Annotated in this window: 24 protein-coding genes and 1 tRNA gene; 17 read left to right on the top strand and 8 right to left on the bottom strand. The window is 43.3% G+C overall.

Annotation, left to right across the window (positions count from 1 at the left end):
* The first annotated feature begins 40 nt into the window (after window positions 1-40).
* The 5 genes from ACFSTG_RS03270 (at window position 41) to ACFSTG_RS03250 (ending at window position 3,180) form a co-directional block, all read left to right on the top strand.
* A complete protein-coding gene (locus tag ACFSTG_RS03270; RefSeq protein ID WP_380748402.1) occupies window positions 41-1,444 on the top strand; it encodes a sugar porter family MFS transporter in 1,404 nt (467 codons plus the stop codon).
* A 143-nt stretch (window positions 1,445-1,587) separates the two neighbouring features.
* A complete protein-coding gene (locus ACFSTG_RS03265; RefSeq protein ID WP_380748400.1) occupies window positions 1,588-1,932 on the top strand; it encodes a cupin domain-containing protein in 345 nt (114 codons plus the stop codon).
* Between the two features lie 112 nt (window positions 1,933-2,044).
* Window positions 2,045-2,401: a hypothetical protein gene (locus ACFSTG_RS03260; RefSeq protein WP_380748398.1), complete on the top strand. Its 357-nt coding sequence runs from the start codon at window positions 2,045-2,047 to the stop codon at window positions 2,399-2,401.
* 153 nt (window positions 2,402-2,554) lie between these two features.
* On the top strand, window positions 2,555-2,962 hold the full coding sequence (locus ACFSTG_RS03255; protein ID WP_380748396.1) for a hypothetical protein: 408 nt from the start codon (window positions 2,555-2,557) through the stop codon (window positions 2,960-2,962).
* Window positions 2,963-3,106: 144 nt separating this feature from the next.
* A tRNA-Pro gene (locus ACFSTG_RS03250) sits at window positions 3,107-3,180 on the top strand.
* Window positions 3,181-3,417: 237 nt separating this feature from the next.
* Here the strand turns inward: ACFSTG_RS03250 and ACFSTG_RS03245 are convergent.
* Window positions 3,418-4,035, bottom strand: a complete 618-nt coding sequence (locus ACFSTG_RS03245; protein WP_380748394.1) for a class I SAM-dependent methyltransferase — start codon at window positions 4,033-4,035, stop codon at window positions 3,418-3,420.
* 75 nt (window positions 4,036-4,110) lie between these two features.
* On the bottom strand, window positions 4,111-5,373 hold the full coding sequence (locus tag ACFSTG_RS03240) for an alginate export family protein (RefSeq protein WP_380748392.1): 1,263 nt from the start codon (window positions 5,371-5,373) through the stop codon (window positions 4,111-4,113).
* A 154-nt stretch (window positions 5,374-5,527) separates the two neighbouring features.
* Between ACFSTG_RS03240 and ACFSTG_RS03235 the strand changes: the two genes are divergently transcribed.
* A complete protein-coding gene (locus tag ACFSTG_RS03235) occupies window positions 5,528-6,775 on the top strand; it encodes a YaiO family outer membrane beta-barrel protein (RefSeq protein WP_380748390.1) in 1,248 nt (415 codons plus the stop codon).
* A gap of 2 nt (window positions 6,776-6,777) precedes the next feature.
* Here the strand turns inward: ACFSTG_RS03235 and ACFSTG_RS03230 are convergent, their stop codons facing one another.
* The 6 genes from ACFSTG_RS03230 to ACFSTG_RS03205 all read right to left on the bottom strand — a co-directional run bounded on the left by ACFSTG_RS03230 (window position 6,778) and on the right by ACFSTG_RS03205 (window position 14,214).
* Complete coding sequence (locus ACFSTG_RS03230; RefSeq protein WP_380748388.1) at window positions 6,778-8,217, bottom strand: glycosyltransferase family 2 protein; 1,440 nt, start codon at window positions 8,215-8,217, stop codon at window positions 6,778-6,780.
* Window positions 8,214-9,275 (bottom strand): hypothetical protein, encoded by a 1,062-nt coding sequence (locus ACFSTG_RS03225; RefSeq protein WP_380748386.1) that lies wholly within the window; start codon window positions 9,273-9,275, stop codon window positions 8,214-8,216. The genes ACFSTG_RS03230 and ACFSTG_RS03225 overlap by 4 nt, the downstream gene beginning before the upstream one ends.
* Window positions 9,275-9,625, bottom strand: coding sequence for a response regulator (locus ACFSTG_RS03220; protein ID WP_380748384.1), 351 nt, complete (start codon window positions 9,623-9,625; stop codon window positions 9,275-9,277). Before ACFSTG_RS03220 ends, ACFSTG_RS03225 begins: the two co-directional genes overlap by 1 nt.
* 224 nt (window positions 9,626-9,849) lie before the next feature.
* Window positions 9,850-10,227: a HEPN domain-containing protein gene (locus tag ACFSTG_RS03215; protein ID WP_380748382.1), complete on the bottom strand. Its 378-nt coding sequence runs from the start codon at window positions 10,225-10,227 to the stop codon at window positions 9,850-9,852.
* Window positions 10,228-10,306: 79 nt separating this feature from the next.
* The gene (nifJ, locus tag ACFSTG_RS03210) at window positions 10,307-13,834 is read right to left on the bottom strand and encodes a pyruvate:ferredoxin (flavodoxin) oxidoreductase (RefSeq protein WP_380748380.1); all 3,528 of its coding nucleotides are present in this window, start codon (window positions 13,832-13,834) and stop codon (window positions 10,307-10,309) included.
* Window positions 13,835-13,863: 29 nt separating this feature from the next.
* Window positions 13,864-14,214, bottom strand: a complete 351-nt coding sequence (locus tag ACFSTG_RS03205) for a 4Fe-4S binding protein (RefSeq protein ID WP_380748378.1) — start codon at window positions 14,212-14,214, stop codon at window positions 13,864-13,866.
* A 227-nt stretch (window positions 14,215-14,441) separates the two neighbouring features.
* On the opposite strand from ACFSTG_RS03205, the gene ACFSTG_RS03200 reads away from it, so the two are divergent.
* The 11 genes from ACFSTG_RS03200 (at window position 14,442) to nuoL (ending at window position 24,383) form a co-directional block, all read left to right on the top strand.
* The gene (locus tag ACFSTG_RS03200) at window positions 14,442-16,295 is read left to right on the top strand and encodes a 2-oxoacid:acceptor oxidoreductase subunit alpha (RefSeq protein ID WP_380748376.1); all 1,854 of its coding nucleotides are present in this window, start codon (window positions 14,442-14,444) and stop codon (window positions 16,293-16,295) included.
* 2 nt (window positions 16,296-16,297) lie between these two features.
* Complete coding sequence (locus tag ACFSTG_RS03195) at window positions 16,298-17,311, top strand: 2-oxoacid:ferredoxin oxidoreductase subunit beta (protein WP_380748374.1); 1,014 nt, start codon at window positions 16,298-16,300, stop codon at window positions 17,309-17,311.
* Window positions 17,312-17,386: 75 nt separating this feature from the next.
* Complete coding sequence (locus tag ACFSTG_RS03190) at window positions 17,387-17,737, top strand: NADH-quinone oxidoreductase subunit A (RefSeq protein ID WP_380748372.1); 351 nt, start codon at window positions 17,387-17,389, stop codon at window positions 17,735-17,737.
* Window positions 17,728-18,303, top strand: a complete 576-nt coding sequence (locus ACFSTG_RS03185) for an NADH-quinone oxidoreductase subunit B (protein ID WP_380748370.1) — start codon at window positions 17,728-17,730, stop codon at window positions 18,301-18,303. The genes ACFSTG_RS03190 and ACFSTG_RS03185 overlap by 10 nt, the downstream gene beginning before the upstream one ends.
* Before the next feature lie 12 nt (window positions 18,304-18,315).
* Window positions 18,316-18,792 (top strand): NADH-quinone oxidoreductase subunit C, encoded by a 477-nt coding sequence (locus ACFSTG_RS03180; protein ID WP_380748368.1) that lies wholly within the window; start codon window positions 18,316-18,318, stop codon window positions 18,790-18,792.
* Window positions 18,793-18,798: 6 nt separating this feature from the next.
* On the top strand, window positions 18,799-19,935 hold the full coding sequence (locus ACFSTG_RS03175) for an NADH-quinone oxidoreductase subunit D (protein ID WP_380748366.1): 1,137 nt from the start codon (window positions 18,799-18,801) through the stop codon (window positions 19,933-19,935).
* Between the two features lie 10 nt (window positions 19,936-19,945).
* Complete coding sequence (gene nuoH, locus ACFSTG_RS03170) at window positions 19,946-20,998, top strand: NADH-quinone oxidoreductase subunit NuoH (RefSeq protein ID WP_380748364.1); 1,053 nt, start codon at window positions 19,946-19,948, stop codon at window positions 20,996-20,998.
* Between the two features lie 5 nt (window positions 20,999-21,003).
* Window positions 21,004-21,480 (top strand): 4Fe-4S binding protein, encoded by a 477-nt coding sequence (locus ACFSTG_RS03165; protein ID WP_380748362.1) that lies wholly within the window; start codon window positions 21,004-21,006, stop codon window positions 21,478-21,480.
* 3 nt (window positions 21,481-21,483) lie between these two features.
* Window positions 21,484-22,086, top strand: a complete 603-nt coding sequence (locus tag ACFSTG_RS03160; RefSeq protein WP_380748360.1) for an NADH-quinone oxidoreductase subunit J family protein — start codon at window positions 21,484-21,486, stop codon at window positions 22,084-22,086.
* 47 nt (window positions 22,087-22,133) lie between these two features.
* Window positions 22,134-22,451 (top strand): NADH-quinone oxidoreductase subunit NuoK, encoded by a 318-nt coding sequence (nuoK, locus tag ACFSTG_RS03155; RefSeq protein ID WP_380748358.1) that lies wholly within the window; start codon window positions 22,134-22,136, stop codon window positions 22,449-22,451.
* A 12-nt stretch (window positions 22,452-22,463) separates the two neighbouring features.
* The gene (gene nuoL, locus ACFSTG_RS03150; RefSeq protein WP_380748356.1) at window positions 22,464-24,383 is read left to right on the top strand and encodes an NADH-quinone oxidoreductase subunit L; all 1,920 of its coding nucleotides are present in this window, start codon (window positions 22,464-22,466) and stop codon (window positions 24,381-24,383) included.
* Window positions 24,384-24,391 lie beyond the last annotated feature (8 nt).

Here is a 24,391-nt window from a genome sequence, read left to right as displayed (position 1 = left end):
CTCTAAAAAAATAGTACTTTTAAAACCTTAAGAAAACTTTATGAAAAACAAGACTTACCTTATTCTCATCACCATTGTTTCTGCCCTTGGGGGACTTCTTTTTGGATATGATACAGGAGTGATCAACGGATCCCAGTATTTTTTCAGCCAGTATTTCGACCTGGATGCAGGTATGAAAGGCTGGGTTGTTGGAAGTGCACTACTTGGTTGTTTTGTGGGTGCCATCATTTCAGGCCCCTTAAGCTCGGCAATAGGGCGTAAATATTCTCTTATTATTTCCTCCATACTATTTACCATGTCGGCCTGGGGGTCGGGTCTTCCGGATTTCTTACCTCAATCTGTTTCCCTTTTGGTAATGTTCAGGATCATTGGAGGTCTGGGAATTGGGATCGCTTCAATGAACGCTCCAACCTATATTGCTGAAATTGCCCCGGCAAAGATAAGGGGTACCCTTGTGAGCTATTATCAGCTGGCCATTGTAGTGGGGTTCTTCGTTGTATTCCTTGCGACCTACTTCATTGGGAGCACTGCCACTGAGGCCGAGAATATCCAGAACGGCTGGAGATATATGTTATGGTCTGAATTAATACCCAGTCTTTCCTTCCTGATTCTTTTACTCTTCGTTCCAAAAAGTCCGAGGTGGTTAGCTTTAAAAGGCATGAAATCTGAAGCCCTGGCGGTACTGAAAAAAATTCACGGTGACGAGATAGCCGAGATCGAATTCAGGGAAATTGAACATTCCATAGAAAAAGATAAGAAAAAGGTCAAATTGAACCTGTTTGCAAAAGGAGTTTTTTCGATCCTGGTAATTGGAACCGTGTTATCTGCGCTACAGCAGTTTACGGGAATTAATGCCGTACTGTATTATGGAGCAGATATTTTTGAACGTGCCCTGGGATTTGGTAAAGAGGACATTCTACAACAACAGGTGCTTCTGGCAGCCGTAAACCTGGTCTTCACTTTTGTTGCCATGGCAACGGTAGATCGTGTGGGAAGAAAGCCATTAATTTACATTGGTTCTGTAGGAATGATCACAGGATTTGTTTTGTTGGGAAGTACTTTGATGACCAATAGTGTTGGTATTCTTTCCCTTATAGGCGTATTACTTTTCATCGCCTCATTCGCAATGTCTATGGGCCCGGTTGTGTGGGTTGTACTTTCTGAAATGTTTCCTAATAATATGAGAAGTGCGGCCATGTCTATCGCCGTTGCAGCTCAATGGGCAGCAAATTATCTGGTTACTCAAACCTTCCCTATGGTTGCGGAAAGTGAGGTAAACAGTAGTGAATTCTGGAATGGGTCCCTGCCCTACTTTATATTCTCGGCATTTATCCTGGGAATCATCTTTTTCACCATGAAATACATTCCTGAAACAAAGGGAAAGACCCTGGAAGAGCTGGAAGAAATGTGGAATATACCCGAAGAGGCAAAGATCAAAGAATGATTACAATAACAGCAGTAAAAAAAGCAGGCCCTGAAGCCTGCTTTTTTTATTCCCCGTTATTGACTGTCAAACCTTTTTAGATTTCTTTAATATCCTTTCCGGTATATTTTTGTAATTTCAGGAAAACCACAATTTTAAATCACATGAAAACAGCCTCACTAAATAAAGACATTGTCTATAATGAAGATAAGGCGGCGGTACAGGTCTTGTTTGATACTCCAAATAGTAAAGAGATACGAATTGCCATGAAAAAGGGTCAGATAATGAAGGAACATAAAACTCCCTACCCTATTGTAGTAGAAATCTTTCAGGGAAAAATAACTTTTGGAGTCGAAGGCAATACTCATTCGTTGGAAAAAGGGGATTTGGCTTCTTTGGATGGAGATATACCTCACGACCTAAAAGCTGAAGAAGATAGTATAATCAGACTCTCTTTATCTAAATCTGACTCTGCTGAAAGGGTAAAAGATGTGGCAAAAGGATCCTGATCAAAGAAGATAAAAAGCAAATTTCATCGATAAAATGCTTATTTTCAGGAAAAAAAGAAAAACTTAAGAAATAATAATATATCTTAGCCCTCCAAACTTTAACCTACGAGCAGTGATGGATATTATAATCGCTCTTATTTCTGTCGATATCATCATGTCAAAATTCCTTGACTGTTATATCAAATCCAATCGGTTCGAAAGCAACCATGAGGAAAGAAATCCTGTATACCGCAGAATTCTTTCGGCATTAGGAGTTGATAACAATATTTGGTTATCCTTTCTGCTAACGGTTCTTACGGTTGGTGTGGGAGTTCATTTGCTGAATACATTTTATTCCTCTACTCCTTTCCAACTGCTTTTCATTTTCACCGGACTTTTCTCAACGGTTCTAAACCTTGGTTCTGCTCACAGTGCTTATTTCGGAAGGACTAATCTTATCACCAAAAAACTTTTGAGAGTAAAAAATTAATTTGATCCTTTAGAATCACTAAATTTTTTTTCCCTTTAAATCGTCATCAAAAATGGAATTTCCCTTACCTGAAGTTCCCAATAGAATAAGTTTGGCAAAAATTTAAGGCTGCTTTAAACTCTTTTCTCATTGATAACCATTTAATTAGGTGTAATGAAAAAGAAATTACTCCTTTTATTATTATTAGGATCTGCCGTTTTCACAGCTTGTTCGAAAGATGATGACAATCCTGAACCTGAGCCTGTAGATCTCAGCGGAAAGAATTTTGCCCATTTGCTTTTTGAAAGCCAGGAGGCGTGCGAAGAAGCAAATGAAACTTATTTTACCAACTGTGCCCAGACTCTTGAGATCCTCGATAAGGAAAACGCAGTCCTTATGTTGACAGATATCCTGTATAATGTAAATTACGAGATCGAAGGCGATATACTTACCGTAAAGGCACATGAACATACCTATGAATTTGATGAAGACCTTATCTTCCAAATAGTTGATCTGCAAACGCTCCTCCTAACCTCCAATCAAACGGAATGGAAGGAATTCACAGATTCTATCTGGGAATAGTGAAGATGGGCTTTTCCTTTGAAAAAAGAAGAAGTTTCCTTTGAAAATTATAAATAAGAAGTTTAATTTGCACCCTCAATCGGGAAGTGGTCCCTGGAACCTGGAGTAGCAAATACGGCTGCTTTCTTTCCAAAACCATGATTTCGGGATGTGGCGCAGTCCGGTAGCGTATACGTCTGGGGGGCGTAGGGTCGCAGGTTCAAATCCTGTCATCCCGACAAGCATAAAAGTGATGCGAGAGCATCACTTTTCTTGTTTAAAGCAGCACGCAAAGCTGGCTTTGCAGTGCAGGCTTTAAACAAGAAAAGGCGACAGCCGGCAGAACTTTTATATTTCCAGCGACGGATGTAATTAGGATTCTACAAATCCTGAACCCTCCCGGGCAAACTTCAAAATTTCAAGCACCAAATTCCAAATGAATGTTGAACAGAGCTGCATGTTGCGAAATGGTCAGCTTATTTCCAGATGATGAGCCTGCCATTGCTGATCTCACAAGAGTTAAAGTTGAACTGCCTGGTGATATGCTTCATGGTTTTCTCACGGTAGATAAATACATGGGTTGGATCTTTTCGATAGATCCAGGAGCCAAAATCTTTTTCCGGAGGAAATAATAAGGTCATACAGATCAACTGACCATTAGGTTTCAACATCTTTTTAAGAAGTGAGAATTCCTTTTTGGGGTTGTAAAAATGTTCTATCACCTCACAGGAAACAATGTAATTATACTTTTGTTCCAGCAGGTGCGGATGAGGGGCGAAATAAGGGTCATACTTTTCAACCTTATATCCATGCTCGCTCAGCACCTTTGAAATTACAGGCCCTGTTCCGCTACCAAAATCAAGCCCCCTATCCTCCGGCCTGAAATTATCCAGAACATATCGCCATATAGGCGAAGTGAATTCCCGGTACCGGGGATCATTTACATCATTTCGATGCTCGAGATATCTGCCTTTTTCTTCTTCCTGGCCGGGATGTAATAGTCTATCTTTTACCAGGGCCCCACATGTAAGGCATTCATAATATTCCGGGTCTATCTTTTTCGGTAAATGACCATCACAAAGCGTGCAAATCATTTGAAAGATTTTTGAACCGATAATTTAGAGAATAATCCCCTATTTGTCAAACCCGGTTATGATCCAGATCTCCACTTAATTACCTGGGGTAAATGAAAACAAGGTAGGGCTGAAGTTGACCATTACCCAGGCCCAGTTTTGGGTTTTATCCTTATCTCCCCCTTTCAGAACCTCAAGGGAACTACTGCCGAACATTTGAGAATAACCAAGGCTTACAGACAGATCTCCCGCGATCTTATAAGCTGCAGCCACATCTATTTCTGTCCCAAGATATTTTTCCCCGGAATTATTGCTGCTATTAATCATGTTTGCTGCAGAAGAAAAGTAATGAGGCATTACAGAAATTTCCAACTTTGGGGTTGCCCAGGCGATCTTTCCATAGAGATCAACTAAACCGACGGTGTTTTGATGGTTCCCTGCAAAAAAATAATCCATATGACCGTTGAAGCCGTGGTTCGTACCGAACAAAGGAGTAAACGAATTGATCTCTCCTGAAGTTTCCTCCATATCTGTTCCCGATAAATATTCGGCTCCTAATCCGGTCTTCCAGCTTTCAGAAACAGAATAGGTAAGATTTGCTCCGGCATACCAGGCTGAAAGATCCCGGCCTAGTTTCTTTCCAGTTTGCCCATACACAGCAAGGTCACCAGTCCATTCCCCGCTTTTAAAACCATAAAAGGACCCAAAAGTCTGGATATATTCAATTTCCTGTGACTGTACGGTGGAGTTTTGCTCGTAACCCGTGTTCAGAAATAGAAAACTAAGTCCGGACTTATTAAAATCAAGGTGATACCAGGCGAACTGCATGTTCTGGTAGGTATTTAGACGGTATGGCAGCTCCACAAGGCTTTCTCCCTCGGCATTGTAGGCTGCCCCTACATCCAGTCGCTGATTTGTTGCCGGATTCCAGGTAAAAAGTGCAGCATCATGACTCTGCCCCTGCTGTGCCCAGTTCACCTCGCCCATGATACGCTGGTTATCATAAGACAGCACCTGCCTGCCCAGCCTGAACTTAAAACTTTCATTAAAAGCGTACTCTCCGTAAGCTTCAAAAATGGAAAATCCGTTCTTATCTGCGGTAGCCATAGGAAGCACATCTCCCCAGGTTCTTATATTCTGACCAGAAAATTTGACCCGTAGCCTATCCTGAGAGTAACCCAGGATGATTCTGGAACGTTGGGAGATAAAAGTTGCTGCCTCCTGCTCCCCGGTTAATAATGTTTTGTAACCGTCCCGGTATTCAAATCTTGGCCGTAACTGGAGTCCTGCCTCAAAGGTCTGTGCAAAAAGAGGGATGGCCATTAAAAACAAAAGTAGTAGGAGGGTAATTTTTTTCATGTTTGATAACCTGTTTAAATGAGGGGTAAAAAAAGCTAAAATAATAAAAATGTATTATGACCTGCCTCATATAGAGGTAATGGTGCTGTTATATAAGAATTGGACGGTGGTTCCTATTTTTTATTTTAAATTTGACTACCCTTGCCTCCTACTTATGAAAAGATCTTTTTTACTGCTCCTGTTTTCCCTATTGATTTCTGTAACAGCATCTGGACAGGTAATTTCTGAAACCAATACCGATATTCTCCTTCAAAGAGCACAGCAGGAATACCGGGATGGGAAATACAAAAACTCTCTTGCACTCACCCAACGAGGCCTGGAATTGGCACCAGAATACCATGACATAAGGATCCTTCAGGTAAGGAACTTGTGGGCGTTGGAGAGAATGGTTGAAGCAAACGCAGACTTTGAATACCTCCTGGAACACGCACCACATTATCCCGATCTGAAACCTTTGGCCAAACAACGGTTTGACCGAAGCCGGTCGGCTGAAGAAGCTCTGGACCTTTTAGACAGAATACTTGGAATTTACCCTGACGATCTTTCCTTTCAGGTAAAAAAGGCAAGCCTGCTGATTGAAAATCATAAAACCCATGAAGCCCGGGCTCTTGCTAAAAACCTTATCACAAGAAAAAACCTTCCGGGAAAAGAAAGATATATACTGCAAAATATCCTGAAACAAACGATTTCTAATGAGATCGGGATCAACTACCAGTACATTGATTTCAGTCAGGAATATTCCCGAAGTAATTCCTGGAATAACATGAGCGGGGAATACCAGCACAGTTTTAACCGAACAGTTGTATTGGGAAGGGTCACCTATTCAGACCGGCAGTACGACCAGGGCATGCTCTATGAACTTGAAGCTTACCCGGTCTTTAGTGAAAGGTTATATGCTTTTACAAACTTTGGATTCTCAAAGGGAGACATATTTCCAGATTTCCGCAGCAGTGCTTCCCTGTATTTTAATTTTGCGAAAACATTCGAAGCCGAGGTTGGCGCCAGGGCATTGATTTATGATAATACTTCCTTCTTCACAGGCATACTGGGACTCACAGCTTACAGTGGAAAGTTTTATCTTAACTCCCGTATATTTGTGGGACCCGAACGAAGAGATCATTTGGTTCAGAATTATCAGTTTAATGTAAGATACTATTTTGGAGACCCTGATAACTATCTTTTCCTGCGCCTTGGCAACGGGATCTCTCCTGAAGAATCTGCTTTGTATTCCCTTGAGGAAGACCCCTTACTGGATGCCTGGTATGGAAGTACAGGCATAAACAAATCTTTTGGGATTCACCATATTTTCCAGGTTGGAGGCGGCGTACTTCACGAAGAGATCACTAAAGATAAGAAAGGAACCCAATTTATTGGAACCGCCGGTTACCGATACCGGTTCTAAAGTCAGACTTCAGTAGTTTTAAAACCTTTCCGGGTCATTGTCCCCCACCCTGATTTTATCCTGAATATCTTCTTATAATATCCTTTCATTTGGCCATAGACCAGGACAGGGTGGAATAAGAAAGGTTCGAGATAAGCAGCCAATAGTAGTTCTGCCAGCTGTTTTCCACTGGTATAATGTTTGAAATTCTTTACATAGAAAAAGATAGATACGGTCGAAAAGATACACCCCAACAGGTAAACGACTGTAAATAAAAGGATCGCCATGGTCCAGTTTATGAATCCCAGGTAACCGAACAGAATTATACAGATAAGCCCCAGGAATTCAACTATAGGAGCCCCAAATTCAAAGAAACACCAGTAGGGGAAAAAGAATTTACCCATATTACCGTACTTCGGGTTAAAAAAGAGATAACGGTGTAGTTTAAGGGTTTCCCATAGTCCACGTGCCCAGCGGTCCCGTTGCTTTACGAAAATATTATAATCATGCGGTGCTTCTGTCCAGCAAAGGGTTTCGGGAACATATACCACCTTGTACGGCTTCTTTAATTTTTCCATATGTACCCGCAACCTTATACAAAGTTCCAGGTCTTCTCCCACAGTCTTTACATTGAAACCTCCTACCTGAATAAGCCTGGTTCTTGGGTACATTCCAAAGGCGCCTGAAACCAGCATTAATCCGTTCACCTCGCTCCAGCCCATCCTCCCAATCAGGAAGGCTCTTATATATTCAACGACCTGTACAGTGGGCACAAAGTCACGGGGCACCATGAGTTTTTTAAGAATCCCATTCTGGATATGTGAATCGTTGGCTATCCCAATGCCTCCACCACAGGCGATGATCTCCTTATCCCCCTCTTCAAGGTAAGGCCTCACCATTTTCAGGATCGCATTCTGTTCAATGATACAATCGGCATCTGTACACAGGACCAGTTCTGTGCCTGCAAAATTGATCCCGGCATTCAGAGCATCTGCCCTACCCCCGTTGTTTTTGTGAATTACGGTAAGGTGGCGGAATTGGGTTTTCCTGCTTTTGTAAATAGTATTAACGGTCGCGGTAGGAATTGGCTGGGTAATGAACGTTGCATCAAAAGGCTCCAGATCATATTTATCAATAAGGAGTTCCATTGAATTATCTGTACTCCCGTCATTCACTACAATAAGTTCATAAAAAGGGTACTGGATTGAAAGCAGTGATCTTACGTTTTCTACTATGGTCTTGCCTTCATTATACGCAGGTGCGATAAGGGTCACAGAGGGTATATCTGTAGCGCTCACGATATCATTGACCTGCAGGAAACGGGACCGTCTTTTATTTCTCGTGACCGCCCTATGAGACAAAAACACTCCTCCAAAATAGATCGAAACCAGTGCCAGACCATAGACCAGGAAAAACCAGCTTATACTTTGGTAGAAATAATACAGGTAGCCGGTGTTTGTCATTCTGCGATAACTTCAAGAGATTGATCTGTGTACTGCCTGTAATAAAATTCCTGAACCTCTTTTTTATGGCCACTGTTCCAGAGGATCTCTGCTGTACTAAGCTTTAGAACATCATTACCTTCTTTAAGCACCCTCCGGAAGAACTGCAGGTCTGGAGAGCCGGATACATTCTGAAGGAACTTCAGCAAATGTACCTGCTGTTCGGTATTGGGAATTTTGAAAAATTTCCTTTTTACTTCAATGAGTTTCTCTTCCTTTAGCTGAAAGGAGGAAATACAATAGATAGCCGCTTCCCTTCGGTCAAAATTCTCATGATCGAGAAATTGCAGAATATAATCCACTTCGGTTTCCAGATTAAATTTTCTGATGATCCTCATGATCAATTCCTGCGCATAGGGTTTTTTCACCTTATAGGCCTTCCGAAGATACTTTAAACGGGGTTCAGGGTAAAGGTCATGAAGTTTTTCCACTACCTTTATCTGTTGCCACAAGGTCATTTCCCGCTTAAGATAAGGCAGGAATCGCAGACTATCCCATCCAAGAAAAACAACAATCGCGATCTGCGCTTCACGACGAACATAGATATTCCTGTTATTTCTTTCCCTGATCAACTCCCGTAAATGCTGTTTTTGATCCATCTCATAGATTTCTCTGATTCCGCGGGCCTTTACATACCACTTTTTACTCTCAAGCTTCCTTACAGAAGCACGAAAAGGAGGGATCTGTTTAAAAAGGGTTTCAAGTTTTAAATAGTTTTCCCCAAGAATGGAGCGCTGGGTCCTTATCATAAGATCAATAAGGTACTGTACATTCTTAGGCTGTGACCTTACCACCCCGGCATCCCGGAACGCTCTCTGAACCCTTATAAGATCAGGTACTTCATTGGGGAGTGGATATAAGTGTTGTGAAGTGACTTCAGCAAAGGTCCTTTCAATCTCCCTCAACTTTGCGGTACGTCTTTTTCGGTAATAAAGACTTGCGGCAAGAGTACCCCAAAGGGCGACTAAAATCAGGAGTAGGAGCTGGATGACGAAAAATAAAAAACCAGCTGTCATCATCAGATAAGGAGTTTTTGAATATCATCCATATCAAACGGAACAGCAAAGAATCCGGTGACATTATTGGAACTCATGATCTCCTGCTGCACTTTTCTCTGCCCCATATTGGTAACGATCATGAGGGATTTGTGAGGAATGATCTCCTTTATCTGGAAAACAAAATCAAGGGGGGCGATTCCGTCAAACAGGATATCAGATATAATAACATCAAAATCTACCTCCTGGTCTTCAATATTCAGATCACTCAGGGATCTGATTGCTTTACAGCCGTAATCATTCACCATCATTAACCGCTCAAGGATCCTGAGCAGAATAATATCTTCCTGAATAATTAAGGCAGTTCGGGTCACTTTTTTTCCAACTTGTAGGGGTTCCTCTTCATTAAGCCGGGGCCTGAATGTCTCAGAAATAGCTTCTTACAAAACTATTAAAATTATGTTATAGAAAAATTTGTAACTGTTAAAACATCATAATCTTATTAAACAAAAAATCCCGCAGTTTCTGCGGGATGAATTTGAAATTAAAACAGTCTATACCTTAATGGTCAAAAGCGCGGGTTTACTCCGGAAATTTATCAGTTCAACAACTTTTCTTTTCTAAGAAACAGATCAAGGTTTCCGGCTATTTCATAGCATTTACTCACCTTCTCTGCCCCACTGCAGGAGCGGGAATCTGTTTTATGGGATTTACAGGTAAAGCCTGAAAGGTCCAGCTGTTTGAATTTTGGGTTTATGGCTACACATTGTTCATAAAGATCATTGATGTTGTCATATTCCTGAGGGTCGATCCCTTTACTTAAAAGAAATCCTTTAAGGAAATTCTCTATGGCATACTGGGAATTCTTGCAGACGAGAAAGGAAACAACATCCTCCTCGGGTCTGCAAAGTTCTGTGTTTGCATCCTGAAGCTTTCTAACAGCTTCATCGAATAAACCAATTGCTTTGTTTTCCATAATGGTAAGTTTTGAGTTTAACAGGATCCTCCCCGGCCATACAACCTCATCCATGTATAGCCGGAAAGGAAATTTTTATTTACATATCCCTGAAGAGTTCCAGTCTTTCCCATTTGGATCCAACTTCTTCCTGCGCCTGTTTCAACAATGCCGAACCTAGTTCTGCATTTTCCTTGGCTACTCTGGTAAAACGGGTCTCGTTATACATGAACTCTTCCAATGGAGCCTGCGGTGCTTTGGAATCCAGTTTAAAACGTTTCCCCTTCTCCTTGGAAGGATCAAATCTGAATAATGGCCAGTAGCCGGTCTCTACCGCTTTCTCCTGCTGTTTTGGACCATGCTTAAGGTCATAACCATGTTCGCCACAGTGTGAGTACGCTATGATGATAGAAGGTCCGGGATAGGCTGCAGCCTCTTCAATTGCCTTCAGGGTTTGCAGGTCTTTAGCACCAATCGCTACCTGTGCTACATACACGTTCTGATAAGAAACGGCCTGCAGGGCAAGACTCTTTTTAGAAGTTTTCTTGCCGGAAACCGCGAACTTGGCACTTGCTCCCAAAGGAGTAGCTTTAGACATTTGTCCGCCGGTATTGGAATATACCTCGGTATCCATCACCAGGATATTGATATCTTCTCCTGAAGACAGCACATGGTCAACTCCGCCGTACCCAATATCATAGGCCCAGCCGTCTCCTCCAAGTATCCAGACTGCTTTTTTGCGCAGGTACTCTGTCAACTGGTTCAATTTTACGGCCTCAGGATTATCAATGGTTGAAAGGATCTTTTTGAGCTCATCGATCTGCGCATGTTTCTCTTTCTTTTGAGCCTCATTTTCTTCCGGATTGTTCAGAATAGCATTTACAATTTCTGAACCTACCAGGGGTTCCACCTGTTTTAAAAGATCTACTGCGATTTCCTGTTTTTTGGAAAGTGCCAGTTTCATACCCAAACCAAATTCGGCGTTGTCTTCGAAGAGAGAGTTTGCCCATGCAGGTCCTCTTCCGAATTCATTTTTCTTATAAGGAGTGGTAGGTAGGTTTCCTCCGTAAATGGAAGAACATCCGGTAGCGTTAGCTATTAAAATGCTGTCTCCATATAGTTGGGTAAGCATCTTGATATAGGGGGTTTCCCCACAACCCGAACATGCACCCGAGAACTCAAACAAGGGTTCAAGGAACTGAGAACCTTTGACATTAGTGATCTGCAGCTCTGTACGATCATAATAGGGAAGTTGAGTAAAGTAATCCCAGTTTTTGACTTCGGTCTCTGCAACTTCCAGTTTTGACCGCATATTGATCGCTTTGAAATTTTCAATGGTCTTGCTTTCAGCAGGGCATACAGCTACGCAAAGGTCACAACCGGTACAATCTTCAGGTGAGATCTGCAGGATATAGGAATCTGTTCCTGTAAAAGGACGTCCTTTGGCAGGTACAGCCTTGAAATCTCCCGGTGCACCGGCAAGGTCTTCTGTAGGAACTACTTTTGCCCTGATAGCAGCATGCGGACAGATGGCAACACATTTGTTACATTGGGTACAAAGATCTTTGTCTTCCCATACGGGGATGAAATCGGCTATTCCGCGTTTTTCATATTGGGTGGTTCCTGTGGGGAACGTTCCGTCTATTGGAAATGCGCTAACCGGAAGCTCATCTCCTTCGCCGGCAAGTATCTTTCCTAATACCTCTTTTACGAATGGATCTGCATCCCCGGTCATCATAGGTTTGAGTCTGCGGCTACTGGTGATCTGTTTTGGATAATCCACCTTCTGAAGGTTCGCTAGGGATTGATCAACGGCGTTGAAGTTCATTTGCACGATCCTTTCTCCTTTGTGGGAATAGGATTTTACAATAGCATCCTTGATCTTCTGAATGGCTTCTTCTTTAGGTAGTACTCCCGAAATGGCAAAGAAACAGGTTTGGAGCACAGTGTTGGTCCTCTTACCAAGGTTAGCATCCTGAGCCACTTTGGTGGCATCAACCACGTAGAAAGAAAGTTCATTTTCCACGATCTCTTCCTGCATTTTCTGAGGCAGCATATCCCATACCTCCTCATTTGAAAAAGGTGAATTCAGAAGGAAAGTTCCTCCTTTTTTGATCTTTTTCAGGATGTCATATTTCTCTATGAAATTGAATTGGTGGCAAGCAATAAAATCGGCTGTATTAATAAGGTAACTTGAATAAATGGGCTGTGGCCCGAACCTTAGGTGGGAAATGGTTTGAGAACCGGCTTTTTTGGAGTCGTATACAAAATACCCCTGTACATAATTATCTGTGGTTTCCCCAATTATCTTGATAGAGTTCTTGTTCGCTCCAACCGTACCATCAGATCCCAGTCCGTAGAACATGCAGTTGAAAGTGGTTTTCCTGGTCTTGAAAACCGGATTGTAGAGCAAACTTTTGAAACTCACGTCATCATTGATACCTATGGTAAAATGGTTCTTTGGCTGTGGTTTCAACATTTCGTCAAAAATACCCTTGACCATGGCCGGATTGAATTCTTTGGAAGAAAGTCCGTAACGTCCACCTATGATCTGAGGCATGTCACGATCACTTTCAGCAAAGCTGGTGATCACATCCAGGTACAGAGGCTCTCCGGTGCTTCCCGGTTCCTTGGTCCTGTCAAGAACAGCGATCTTTTTTACTGTTTTTGGCACCATATTTATAAAGTCCTCTACAGAGAAAGGACGATACAAGCGCACGATAAGAACACCCACTTTTTCTTCGGAATTTAAAAGAGTATCCACCGTTTCTCTTACGGCTCCTTCCCCAGATCCCATTATCACTATCACACGTTCGGCTTCAGGATGTCCTTCATAATCAAACAGATTGTACTTGCGGCCTGTGTGCTCATAGAATTCATCCATCACCTCCTGCACTATTTGTGGTACCTTTTCATAATGAAGGTTTGCCGCTTCCCGTGCCTGGAAGAAAACATCGGGGTTTTGAGAAGTTCCGCGAATTACAGGACTGTCGGGGTCCAGAGACCGCTTCTTGTGCTCCATGATCTTATCTTCGGGCATCATCGCTTTGATAATATCATCGGGGATAGCATCAATTTTAGAGATCTCATGAGAGGTCCTGAAGCCGTCAAAGATGTTCATGAAAGGTACTCTTGACCTCAGGGTCGCCACCTGCGAGATAAGTGCAAAATCCATTGCCTCCTGCACTGATCCTCCAAAAAGCATGGAAAATCCTGTTTGTCTTGCGGCCATCACATCTGAATGATCTCCAAAAATGGAAAGAGCGTGGGTTGCGATTGTACGGGCCGCCACATGGATCACATTGGGCAACAACTCCCCCGCAATTTTATACATATTGGGGATCATAAGTAACAAGCCCTGGGAGGCCGTGAAAGTGGTGGTAAGGGCACCGGCCTGCAACGAACCATGTACGGCACCTGCCGCCCCGCCTTCACTTTGCATTTCTACGATCCTGGGAATATTGTTCCAGATATTTTTTTTGCCTTTTGAACTATAGACATCCACATGTTCTCCCATGGGAGACGCAGGCGTTATAGGATAAATAGCACACACCTCATTTGTTTTATGCGCCACCTTAGCCACAGCTTCATTGGCGTCACAAATGAGTTTAGGGAATTTCTCTGCCATTTTAATTTACATTTTGAATTGTTTACATTTTATGCACCGTGAAGCCATACCTTTTTCTCAAGTAGTTCTTCTTCAGTTTCCAGGTAGTCCTCATTTGGATGTATACAGTCTACAGGGCAGACATTTACACACTGAGGTTCGTCGTGGAAGCCTTTACATTCAGTACACTTATCAGCAACTATGAAATAGAATTCATCAGAAAGTGGTTCATTTTCTGAGTCTGCATCCACTTCTTTTCCTCTTGGGGTAGTCACTGTACCACTTAATTTGGTTTCATCTGAATATGACCACTCCTGATCTGGTTCGTAGATCGCATTGTTCGGACATTCCGAAATACATGCGTCGCAATTGATACACTCATCTGTTATAAAAAGAGCCATAACCTTATAATTTAAATTATTACTAAAATTTTTTATTAAAAGTATTGCACCTCTATCTGCTTCGATATGACGGTAATCATGTTTTATTTTATGAAGAATTATTCTTAATAAGCTGATTTTGAATTCTACATGACCTGCATCATATTTAATACCTCAAGGTCCTTTTACATTTACCACAAGATCCAATTACTGTCGGTTTGAAACTGATAGTCTTAAAAAGATAAAATATGATCACTGAAAAAATCAATCCTCAGGCCGAAGCCCTTGATGCAGTTGTAATTCGCTTTGTGGGCGACTCGGGTGACGGGATGCAGCTAACGGGAACTCAGTTTTCTGATACCTCTGCCATGTTTGGAAATGACGTGGCAACCTTCCCGAACTACCCCTCGGAAATACGTGCTCCTCAAGGCAGCCTTTACGGGGTGTCGGGATTCCAGGTGCATATAGGAAGTGTAGAGATCTCAACACCCGGTGACAGCGTGGACCTCCTGGTTGCCATGAATCCAGCCGGACTTAAGACCAACCTTTACGCGGTCAAACCGGGGCAGACCATTATCGTGGATGTTGATTCATTTACCAAGAAAAATCTTGAGAAGGCACAGTACACCACCAATCCTCTACATGACGGCAGCCTTGAAAATTACCGCATCATTGAGGTAGGCATGTCTTCCCTTACAAAGGAAGCCCTGAAAGATATAGAAGGACTTGACAATAAAAGTATCACCCGCAGCAAGAACATGTTCGCCCTGGGGATGGTGTATTGGTTGTATGACCGCTCTCCTGAACATACCATTGATTTCTTCAACAAGAAATTTAAAAATAAACCCGAACTCATAGAAGCAAATACCCGGGTTTTGAATGCCGGATATTTTTATGCCGAAACCATTGAATTGATCCCCAACTCCTATAGTATTTCTCCCGCAAAAATGGCAGGAGGAACTTACAGGATCATCATGGGGAACACGGCTACCGCCTGGGGATTCCTTGCTGCTGCTGAAAAATCGGGGCGCGAACTTTTTCTCGGCTCCTACCCTATTACTCCCGCTACAGATATACTGCATGAACTGGTAAAACACAAACACTTCGGGGTCAAGGCTTTCCAGGCCGAGGATGAGATCGCCGGAATTAGTTCGGCCATTGGTGCCTCCTTTGCCGGAGATCTTGCTATCACCACAACATCAGGACCGGGGCTCGCTTTAAAAGGAGAGGCTTTAGGACTAGCCATGATGATTGAATTACCACTGGTAGTGGTGAATGTTCAACGAGGGGGACCTTCTACAGGATTACCCACAAAAACCGAGCAATCTGACCTTATGCAGGCTATGTATGGCCGTAATGGGGAAAGCCCTGTGATCGTGATCGCAGCCAGTACCCCTGCCAACTGCTTTAACTATGCTTACCAGGCCTCAAAACTTGCTTTAGAACATATGACCCCTGTAGTCTTGTTGACAGACGGCTATATCGCAAATGGTTCCGCGCCCTGGAAGATCACTACAGTAGATGAGCTTCCTGAAATTAAGAACCATATCGTAAAAGAGGGAGGGGAAGACTGGCATCCTTACAATCGTGACGAAAATACCCTGGCAAGGAATTGGGCCTTACCGGGTACCCCGGGACTTGAACATCGTGTAGGCGGTCTGGAAAAAGACAGGATCACGGGAGATGTTTCGCATGTACCCGAGAACCATGAGATCATGACCTTTACCCGTGCAGAAAAGGTGAAGCGCGTGCAGAACTATATTCCTGAACTGGCTCCAAAATTCGCAGAAGAAGGCGATCTGTTGATCGTTGGTTGGGGAGGAACCTACGGTTCACTTTATTCTGCAGTAAAACAAATGAACCGCGAAGGACATAAAAATATTGGACTGGCCCACTTCAATTACATCAATCCCCTTCCAAAGAATACAGAAGAGGTTTTCAAAAGATTTAAAAAGATCCTGGTTTGCGAACTCAATAACGGCCAGTTCGTGAACATTCTGCGAATGAATTTCAACATCGAATTCCTGCAGTACAATAAAATTCAGGGCTTGCCCTTCGCAAATTCTGAATTGATCGAAAAATTCAAACAACTGGTAAAATAATTATGGAAGCAACAACTCAACAAAAGTACACGTACAAAGATTTTGGTAATGACCAGGAAGTAAGATGGTGTCCCGGTTGTGATGACTACGTTATTTTACGGTCTGTACAAAAGGCACTTCCCGAAATGAACGTGAAAAAGGAAGATGTGGTATTTATTTCAGGAATAGGGTGTTCTTCCCGGTTTCCTTACTACATGGGAACTTATGGTATGCACGGGATACATGGTAGGGCTCCTGCCATTGCTTCCGGAGTGAAACTGGCCAATCCAGACCTAAGTGTATGGGTGATCACCGGTGACGGCGATAGTATGGCTATTGGGGGGAACCACTTTATTCATGTGCTGAGAAGAAATATTGACCTCAACATCATCCTTTTCAACAACGAGATCTACGGATTAACAAAGGGACAATTTTCACCAACTTCGCTGGTGGGTCAAAAAACCAAATCCTCACCTTTTGGTAATACACAACCACCCTTCTCTCCCGGGGAACTGGCACTCGGTGCGCAAGCCCGCTTTTTTGCCAGAATAGGTGGTAATGCTCCCAAAGAGATGACCGATATCTTTATTGAAGCCCAGAAATTCAAGGGTACATCTTTGGTAGAGGTACTGCAGAACTGTGTGATCTTCAATGATGGCTGTTATGTAAAATATACAGACAAATCTGTTCGTGAAGACAAACAGCTTTTTGTAGTACATGGTAAGCCAATGATCTTCGGAAAAGAGCGAAATAAAGGTCTTGTTCTGAAGGGAGTGAAACTGGAAGTAGTGACCATAGGCGAAAATGGAATTACCGAAGAAGATATTCTCATTCATGACGCCAAAGAAAAGGATCCCACAATGCACCAGATGCTGGTTCGCCTTGAATATCCCTTAGTGACCGGAATTATTAGAAGTTTTGATGATGTTACTCTTGAAGAAAGAGAAAATGCACTTACCGAACAGATCAAATCAAGATCTGAGTTCAAGGTGACCAATGATCTCTTCTTTTCCGGGGAAACTTATCAGGTAAAATAACGGCAGAACTGATCTCGATCAGTTCCTGCCTGCTCAAAAACTGTTAATTTTATTAACAAATAAAGCCTGGAAAATATGGGTTCAGAAGCAATCATAGTCTTTTTTCTTGCCGGAATAGTTTTAGTTGCCGGCGCCAATTTTCTATCGAATTTAATCTCACCAAAGTCAGATAACCTTCAGAAAAGGGAGCCTTACGAAAGTGGTATGACCACCATAGGCCCCACCTGGGTTCAGTTCAAAGTCGGGTATTACCTCTTTGCCATCCTGTTCCTCATTTTTGATGTGGAGGTAGCCTTTCTTGTGCCATGGGCTGTGGTTTTTGGCGACCTCGGAACGGTTGCGCTGGCTGAGATCATCATCTTCCTTGCGATCCTGGGATTAGGACTTGGGTATGCATGGAAAAAAGGAGCATTAAAATGGGAATAGAAAATAAAGTACCTGCAGAGGCAGGAAAGATACCAGAAGATTTTCCCGGAAAAGTAATTCCGGCAGGAAATGGTGCCAACATAGTAGTTACCTCCCTTGATACTATCATCAACTGGGGCCGTGCCAACTCTTTATGGTCTTTATATTTTGGTACCAGTTGTTGTGCAATTGAGATGATGCAGACAGGAGCTGCCCGTCATGATTATTCCCGCTTTGGTTTTGAGGTAGCGCGGCCATCCCCCAGGCAAGCCGATCTTATCATTATCGCGGGAACAATCACTACAAAAATGGCGCCTGTACTTCGTCGTCTTTACGACCAGATGGCCGAGCCTAAGTATGTAATTGCTATGGGAGCCTGTGCGATTTCGGGAGGTCCTTTCTTTTACAACTCCTATTCGGTAGTAAAAGGAGCAGATCACGTGATCCCCGTTGACGTGTATGTTCCCGGATGTCCACCCAGACCGGAGGCATTACTTGAAGGAATGATCATGCTTCAGAAGAAGATCATGACAGAGAGCAGACTTCAAAAGAAGAACCCCATTGAAGGTTTTGATGAAGGTTTATAAAAACAGGAAGCCATGACAAACGAGACACTACAAAAAACAATTGAAAGCTGGTTTCCTGAGCCTGAGTATCCCCAACCTCAATTTTCAGAGGAGGGATCGCAGTTCCTTAACGTAACCATTGAACCTGAACACCTGCATGAACTCATGCTTCACCTAAAGAACAATCCAACAATGGCATTTGATTATCTCTTCTGCCTCACGGGAGTTGATTACGGTAAGGAACTGGGAGTGGTGTATCACCTGGAATCTACCCGGCACCGCCATATCCTGGTGGTGAAGGTGCAGACGCCAGATCGTGAAAACCCTGTTCTGGACTCTGTTCAGGATATCTGGGCCACCGCAAATTTTCATGAGCGGGAGGTATACGATTTCTTCGGAATAAAATTCAGGAACCATCCCAACCTTAAAAGGCTCTTTTTGACCGAGGACTGGGAAGGATTTCCCCTTCGGAAAGATTACGTGGATGAGATCAATATGGTGGTTAAATAATAACAAATGGAAACAGCTACTTTAAATACAACCACAGTTAAGTCAAACTTCAAATCTGAAGAGTATTTTATAAACATGGGGCCTCAGCACCCTGCCACGCACGGTGTTTTGAGACTTTTGCTGACAATTGATGGGGAGATCATTAAAAAAGTAGACCCTGACCTGGGATACATTCACCGTTCTATAGAAAAAATGTGTGAGAGCAACAGCTACCAGCAGATCGTTCACCTTACTGACAGGATGGATTATCTTTCCTCACATATCAATAACGAAGCTGTATGCCTTCTCGTAGAAAATGCCCTGGAACTGGAAGTTCCAGATCGTGTGAAAGTGATAAGGACCCTGCTTGGAGAGCTTACCCGTATTGCCTCCCACACCCTTTGGTGGGGAGTTATGGGAATGGACGTAGGTGCTCTCTCAAGTTATTTTTACGGGTTTAGGGACAGGGAGTTGTTAAATGACATTTTTGAAGAGACCTGTGGTGCCCGGCTTACCATGAACTACAATATTCCCGGCGGACTAATGCACGACATTCACCCTAACTTCGTCAAAAGGGTAAAGGAATTTGTAACTCATTTCAAAACCAAACTTCCGGAATACGACCAGCTGCTAACCAATAATATCATCTTTCAAAAAAGGACTCAGGGAGTCGGTATCCTTTCAAAAGAAGACGCAATCAACTTTGGTGCCTCGGGGCCTGTTGCCCGCGCCTCAGGCTACTCCTGTGATGTTAGAAAATATCACCCTTACAGCGCGTTGGAAAGGGTCACTTTTAATGAAGCTCTTGACACCAAAGGAGATTCTTATGCACGCTATAAAGTGAGGATCCAGGAAATGTGGGAATCACTTTCGATTATTGAACAGTTGATCGATAATATTCCTGAGGGAGAACATAAAGTGGCTACCAATGCGGTCATCAAACTTCCGAAAGGGGATTTTTACCAGAAGGTGGAAACTGCCAGAGGAGAACTGGGAGTATATGTTATAAGCACCGGGGCCAAAAACCCGTACAGAGTGAAGTTCAGATCTCCGGGTCTTTCCAATCTCTCTTTGCTCAACCACATCGCTGTAGGTGGCAAGATAGGAGATCTTGTAGCTACCATGGCGACCATAGATATTGTAGTACCTGATATTGACCGATAAATAGCAAAGAATGAATAGCATGTTGAGCATAAACGAATGGTTTCTAACCTTTATGCCTGCCGGTGCAGCCGGCATCGCAGAAATGATTTCCATTGCAGTTATCTACCTTACCATCTTCGCTGTGCTGGGGTTATTCCTGGTCTTAATGGAAAGAAAGGTAGCCGCATGGTTCCAGTTACGAATTGGTCCAAACCGGGTGGGATACCTGGGTCTTTTCCAAACAGTAGCCGATGCACTCAAACTGGTTTCCAAGGAACTAACCGGCACGGTAAAGGCAGATAAATTCCTTTACAACCTGGCTCCTTATTTTGTCATTATCACTGCTTTAATGGCCCTGGCCGTTCTTCCTTTTGCACAAGGCCTTCAGGCGTTTGATATAAATATTGGTCTGTTCTTTCTTATAGGAATTTCTTCTGTAGGAGTGATAGGCATCCTCCTGGGAGGCTGGAGCAGTAACAATAAATTTGCCCTGATAGGTGCGATGAGGAGTGGGGTGCAAACAATTAGCTATGAACTTTCCGTAGGGCTTTCGCTTCTCACTATGGTGATCCTCACCGGCAGTTTACAGCTTTCAGAGATAATTGAAGTACAAAGGAACGGATGGCTTATTGTACAGGGGCATATTCCCGCTGTGATCGCTTTTATGATCTATATGATCGCCGGAACGGCCGAAACCAACCGTGCGCCCTTTGACATGGTAGAAGCAGAATCTGAACTGGGAGCCGGATTTCACACTGAATATTCGGGAATGAAATTCGCCTACTTCTTCCTGGCAGAATTCATCAACATGTTCATCATCGCGGCTATAGGTACCACAGTATTCTTCGGCGGGTGGTTATCCCCTTTCGGGATCACCGAGTCTATCCCGGTATTGGGAGTCTTCTGGTTCCTCGCCAAGGCTTTTGTCCTGGTGTTCTTAATGATGTGGTTTAGATGGACCTTCCCCAGATTAAGAGTAGATCAACTGCTGACACTTGAATGGAAATACCTGCTTCCCATAAACCTGGTTAACCTGGTGCTAATGGCGATCGTGGTATGGCTTAACCTGATAATTCAATTCTAAAGATCATGAGCTACTTTTCAGATATATACAACGGGATAGGCACTTTACTCAATGGCATGAAGGTTACCGGGAAGTATTTTCTCAATGCCCGTAAAGGTGCGATCACCCAGCAATATCCCGATAACAGGGAAACCCTGCAAATGTTCGAACGTTTTCGCGGGGAGGTGGTAATGCCTCATGACGAGAATAACGAGCATAGTTGTACCGGGTGCCAAAAATGTGAAATAGCCTGTCCTAACGGCAGTATAGAGATCATCTGGGACAGGGTGATCGATGAAGAGACCGGCAAAAAGAAAAAAGCTATTGATAAGCACATTTACCATTTGGGGATGTGTACCCAGTGTGGATTATGTGTTGACGCATGTCCTTCAGATGCCATTAAGTGGGCTCAGAATTTCGAGAATTCTGTATATGACAGGACACAGCTTACAAGAGTGTTGAACAAACCCGGATCTAAAGTTAGAGACGGAGTAGAAGAATAAATCATGGAAAAGATAATTTTTTACATAGTGGCAATCATAATGGTCGCTTCGGCCATCGCCTCAGTGACCAGCCGCAAAATGTTGCGTTCTGTTGTGTATCTGTTATTTGTTCTGATTGGTGCCGCCGGGATCTATTTTATGGCGGATTATAATTTTCTGGCGGCCATTCAGCTTACGGTTTACGCAGGAGGGATCGTGGTTTTGATCATCTTTTCGGTATTGCTAATTCAGCATATAGAAATGGAACTGGAGATGGCAACCAGGTCAAGGAAACTGTTCACTGCCTTCATCTGCCTCCTTGGGCTAAGTGTTTTCCTGGGAACCATTTACTCCCACCCGTTCATTGCTGCGGAAACCTCTGTGACCACAACCACTGCAGAGATTGGACATGCCTTGCTGAGTTTTGAAAAAGGAGGTTTTATTCTGCCTTTTGAAGTAATAAGTATTCTGCTGCTTTCAGCGATGATAGGGGCCATAATCATTGCCAAAGGCGGCAATATGATTCCCAGGGAGCCTGAAGCAAAGGTCGACCTGGACAAGATCCTGGAAAATGCCGAAATAAAGGTACCGGAACAAAAAGTACTGGAAAAAGAAACTTCAGTTTAAATAATTAATTAACGGCTGCCTGCAGCCACACCAAATAACCCTTGCATATGATCCCGGGAGTAAGCATAACCGAAATTCTCACCCTCACTTCAATACTTTTCTTTATTGGAATATATGGATTTCTTACGCGAAAAAATCTGATCTCCATTCTGATCTCTGTAGAATTGATCCTGAATGCGGCAGTCATAAATTTTGTGGTGATCAATAAATACCTCTATCCTGATGTTCTTCAGGGAATGGTGTATTCGATCTTCATCATCGCGGTTGCCGCTGCAGAGACCGCACTGGCCGTCGCCATCATAATAAATATCTACAGACGCCTTAGCTCTGTGGAAGTCAAGGAAACTGAAACTATGAAATATTAATCCATAGAAGAGATGAACCTAATTAACCTTCTTTTAATTCCCGCTATTCCCCTGGTAGTTTTTTTGGTACTGGGTATCTGGAGTCATAAAATCAAACCAGCTGTATCTGGAGTTGTAGGTGTAGCGGGACTTGCCACCTCTACCCTCCTGTCCTATTATACAGCATTTCAATATTTCTTCGTCCTTGGTAAGACCAATGGAGTTTATCAAACCTTCGTCGAAAAAACCGTTTGGATCAATTTTACAGATACCCTGCATATCGATATGGGCGTGCTTATCGATCCCATTTCTGTCATGATGTTGATCGTGGTTTCAACAGTTTCACTTATGGTACACATCTACAGCCGGGGTTACATGAAAGGAGACGGTGGATTTACCCGATTCTTTGCCTACCTCTCGCTGTTCACTTTCTCTATGTACGGCCTGGTTTTGTCAACAAACCTGTTCCAGATCTACATTTTTTGGGAACTGGTTGGGGTTTCCTCCTTCCTGTTGATAGGATATTACTACACCAAACCTGCTGCCGTGGCGGCAGCCAAAAAAGCCTTTATTGTAACCCGTTTTGCCGATTTCGGATTCCTGATAGGGATCTTTATTATAGGCTTCTATACAAATACCTTCGATTTCGAATTGTTAAACAACCCTGAAGGACCGGCGATCTCAACCTGGGCATCCTCTTCCTTTATGGGACTGTCGGTGATCACCTGGGCTCTTATACTGATCTTTATGGGAGGTGCGGGTAAATCTGCCATGTTCCCCTTACACATCTGGCTTCCCGATGCCATGGAAGGTCCTACCCCGGTTTCGGCGCTTATTCATGCCGCTACTATGGTGGTTGCGGGGGTCTACCTGGTGGCCAGGCTGTTCCCCATGTTCTATATGGTTGAAGACGGCTTTGCGCTGCAGATAGTCACCTATGTTGGTGCCTTCTCTGCACTCTTTGCCGCGATCATTGCCATCACCCAGACCGATATCAAAAGGGTGCTGGCCTTTTCCACCATGTCCCAGCTGGGATACATGATGATGGCTCTTGGAGTATCAGGTTTTGACGGGCACGAAGGCGTTGGTTATATGGCTTCCATGTTCCACCTGTTCACCCACGCCATGTTCAAGGCATTACTCTTCCTGGGTGCAGGTTCTGTGATACACGCGGTTCACAGCAACCTCCTTGGGGATATGGGCGGGTTGCGAAAATATATGCCGGTCACGAATATCACTTTTTTGATCGCCGCTCTGGCCATTGCGGGTGTACCGCCATTAGCCGGTTTCTGGAGTAAGGATGAGATCCTGGTAGCAGCTTATGAAAACAGTCAATTCATCTATTGGATAGGGGTTTTCGTTGCAGGTCTTACTGCCTTCTATATGTTCAGGCTCTACTTCGGGATTTTCTGGGGAAAAGAAACAAAATACGAACATACCCCACATGAATCCCCGGTTTCGATGACGCTCCCCTTGATCATCCTGGCATTCCTGAGTGTAGGTGCGGGTTTTATTCCTTTCAGCGAATTTGTTTCTGCAGACAGGATGGGATTTGAAGCACATCTTAATTATCCTCTTGCAGCTATCGCTGTGGGTGTTGGAGCATTAGGGATCCTGCTGGCCTGGATCTTCTACAAAAAAGAAAATGACCTCGCGTTCAGGTTTGCCAATGCCTTTGGAGTGTTCTACAAGTGGACAAGTCATAAATTCTATTTTGACGAGATCTACCTATTCGTGGCCCGTAATATCTTTTTTCAAAATGTAGCTGCACCTATAGCGAAATTCGACAAGAAAATTGTGGATGGCACTATGGAAGGTATAGGAACACAAACCATGGTCTTTTCGAAAAAGATCAAAGGATTGCAGTCAGGTAAGATACAGGATTATGCATTTGGCTTTATAGGCGGGGTTGTGATCCTGGCACTGGTATTCATTTATGTTTGGAATAATTAACGATCAAT

This window comes from Salinimicrobium flavum (genome assembly GCF_042684505.1).
Taxonomy (GTDB): domain Bacteria; phylum Bacteroidota; class Bacteroidia; order Flavobacteriales; family Flavobacteriaceae; genus Salinimicrobium; species Salinimicrobium flavum.
This window is presented reverse-complemented; position numbering and strand designations above follow the sequence as displayed.

Coding starts and splice junctions, on each gene's coding strand:
- ACFSTG_RS03230 (WP_380748388.1), bottom strand. CDS start 8,217: ATGACAAACACCGGCTACCTGTATTATTTCTACCAAAGTATAAGCTGG.
- nifJ (WP_380748380.1), bottom strand. CDS start 13,834: ATGGCAGAGAAATTCCCTAAACTCATTTGTGACGCCAATGAAGCTGTG.
- ACFSTG_RS03245 (WP_380748394.1), bottom strand. CDS start 4,035: ATGATTTGCACGCTTTGTGATGGTCATTTACCGAAAAAGATAGACCCG.
- nuoK (WP_380748358.1), top strand. CDS start 22,134: ATGATCCCGGGAGTAAGCATAACCGAAATTCTCACCCTCACTTCAATA.
- nuoL (WP_380748356.1), top strand. CDS start 22,464: ATGAACCTAATTAACCTTCTTTTAATTCCCGCTATTCCCCTGGTAGTT.
- ACFSTG_RS03225 (WP_380748386.1), bottom strand. CDS start 9,275: ATGATGACAGCTGGTTTTTTATTTTTCGTCATCCAGCTCCTACTCCTG.
- ACFSTG_RS03200 (WP_380748376.1), top strand. CDS start 14,442: ATGATCACTGAAAAAATCAATCCTCAGGCCGAAGCCCTTGATGCAGTT.
- ACFSTG_RS03235 (WP_380748390.1), top strand. CDS start 5,528: ATGAAAAGATCTTTTTTACTGCTCCTGTTTTCCCTATTGATTTCTGTA.
- ACFSTG_RS03180 (WP_380748368.1), top strand. CDS start 18,316: ATGACAAACGAGACACTACAAAAAACAATTGAAAGCTGGTTTCCTGAG.
- ACFSTG_RS03240 (WP_380748392.1), bottom strand. CDS start 5,373: ATGAAAAAAATTACCCTCCTACTACTTTTGTTTTTAATGGCCATCCCT.
- ACFSTG_RS03270 (WP_380748402.1), top strand. CDS start 41: ATGAAAAACAAGACTTACCTTATTCTCATCACCATTGTTTCTGCCCTT.
- ACFSTG_RS03265 (WP_380748400.1), top strand. CDS start 1,588: ATGAAAACAGCCTCACTAAATAAAGACATTGTCTATAATGAAGATAAG.
- ACFSTG_RS03175 (WP_380748366.1), top strand. CDS start 18,799: ATGGAAACAGCTACTTTAAATACAACCACAGTTAAGTCAAACTTCAAA.
- ACFSTG_RS03255 (WP_380748396.1), top strand. CDS start 2,555: ATGAAAAAGAAATTACTCCTTTTATTATTATTAGGATCTGCCGTTTTC.
- nuoH (WP_380748364.1), top strand. CDS start 19,946: ATGAATAGCATGTTGAGCATAAACGAATGGTTTCTAACCTTTATGCCT.
- ACFSTG_RS03165 (WP_380748362.1), top strand. CDS start 21,004: ATGAGCTACTTTTCAGATATATACAACGGGATAGGCACTTTACTCAAT.
- ACFSTG_RS03205 (WP_380748378.1), bottom strand. CDS start 14,214: ATGGCTCTTTTTATAACAGATGAGTGTATCAATTGCGACGCATGTATT.
- ACFSTG_RS03160 (WP_380748360.1), top strand. CDS start 21,484: ATGGAAAAGATAATTTTTTACATAGTGGCAATCATAATGGTCGCTTCG.
- ACFSTG_RS03190 (WP_380748372.1), top strand. CDS start 17,387: ATGGGTTCAGAAGCAATCATAGTCTTTTTTCTTGCCGGAATAGTTTTA.
- ACFSTG_RS03185 (WP_380748370.1), top strand. CDS start 17,728: ATGGGAATAGAAAATAAAGTACCTGCAGAGGCAGGAAAGATACCAGAA.
- ACFSTG_RS03195 (WP_380748374.1), top strand. CDS start 16,298: ATGGAAGCAACAACTCAACAAAAGTACACGTACAAAGATTTTGGTAAT.
- ACFSTG_RS03215 (WP_380748382.1), bottom strand. CDS start 10,227: ATGGAAAACAAAGCAATTGGTTTATTCGATGAAGCTGTTAGAAAGCTT.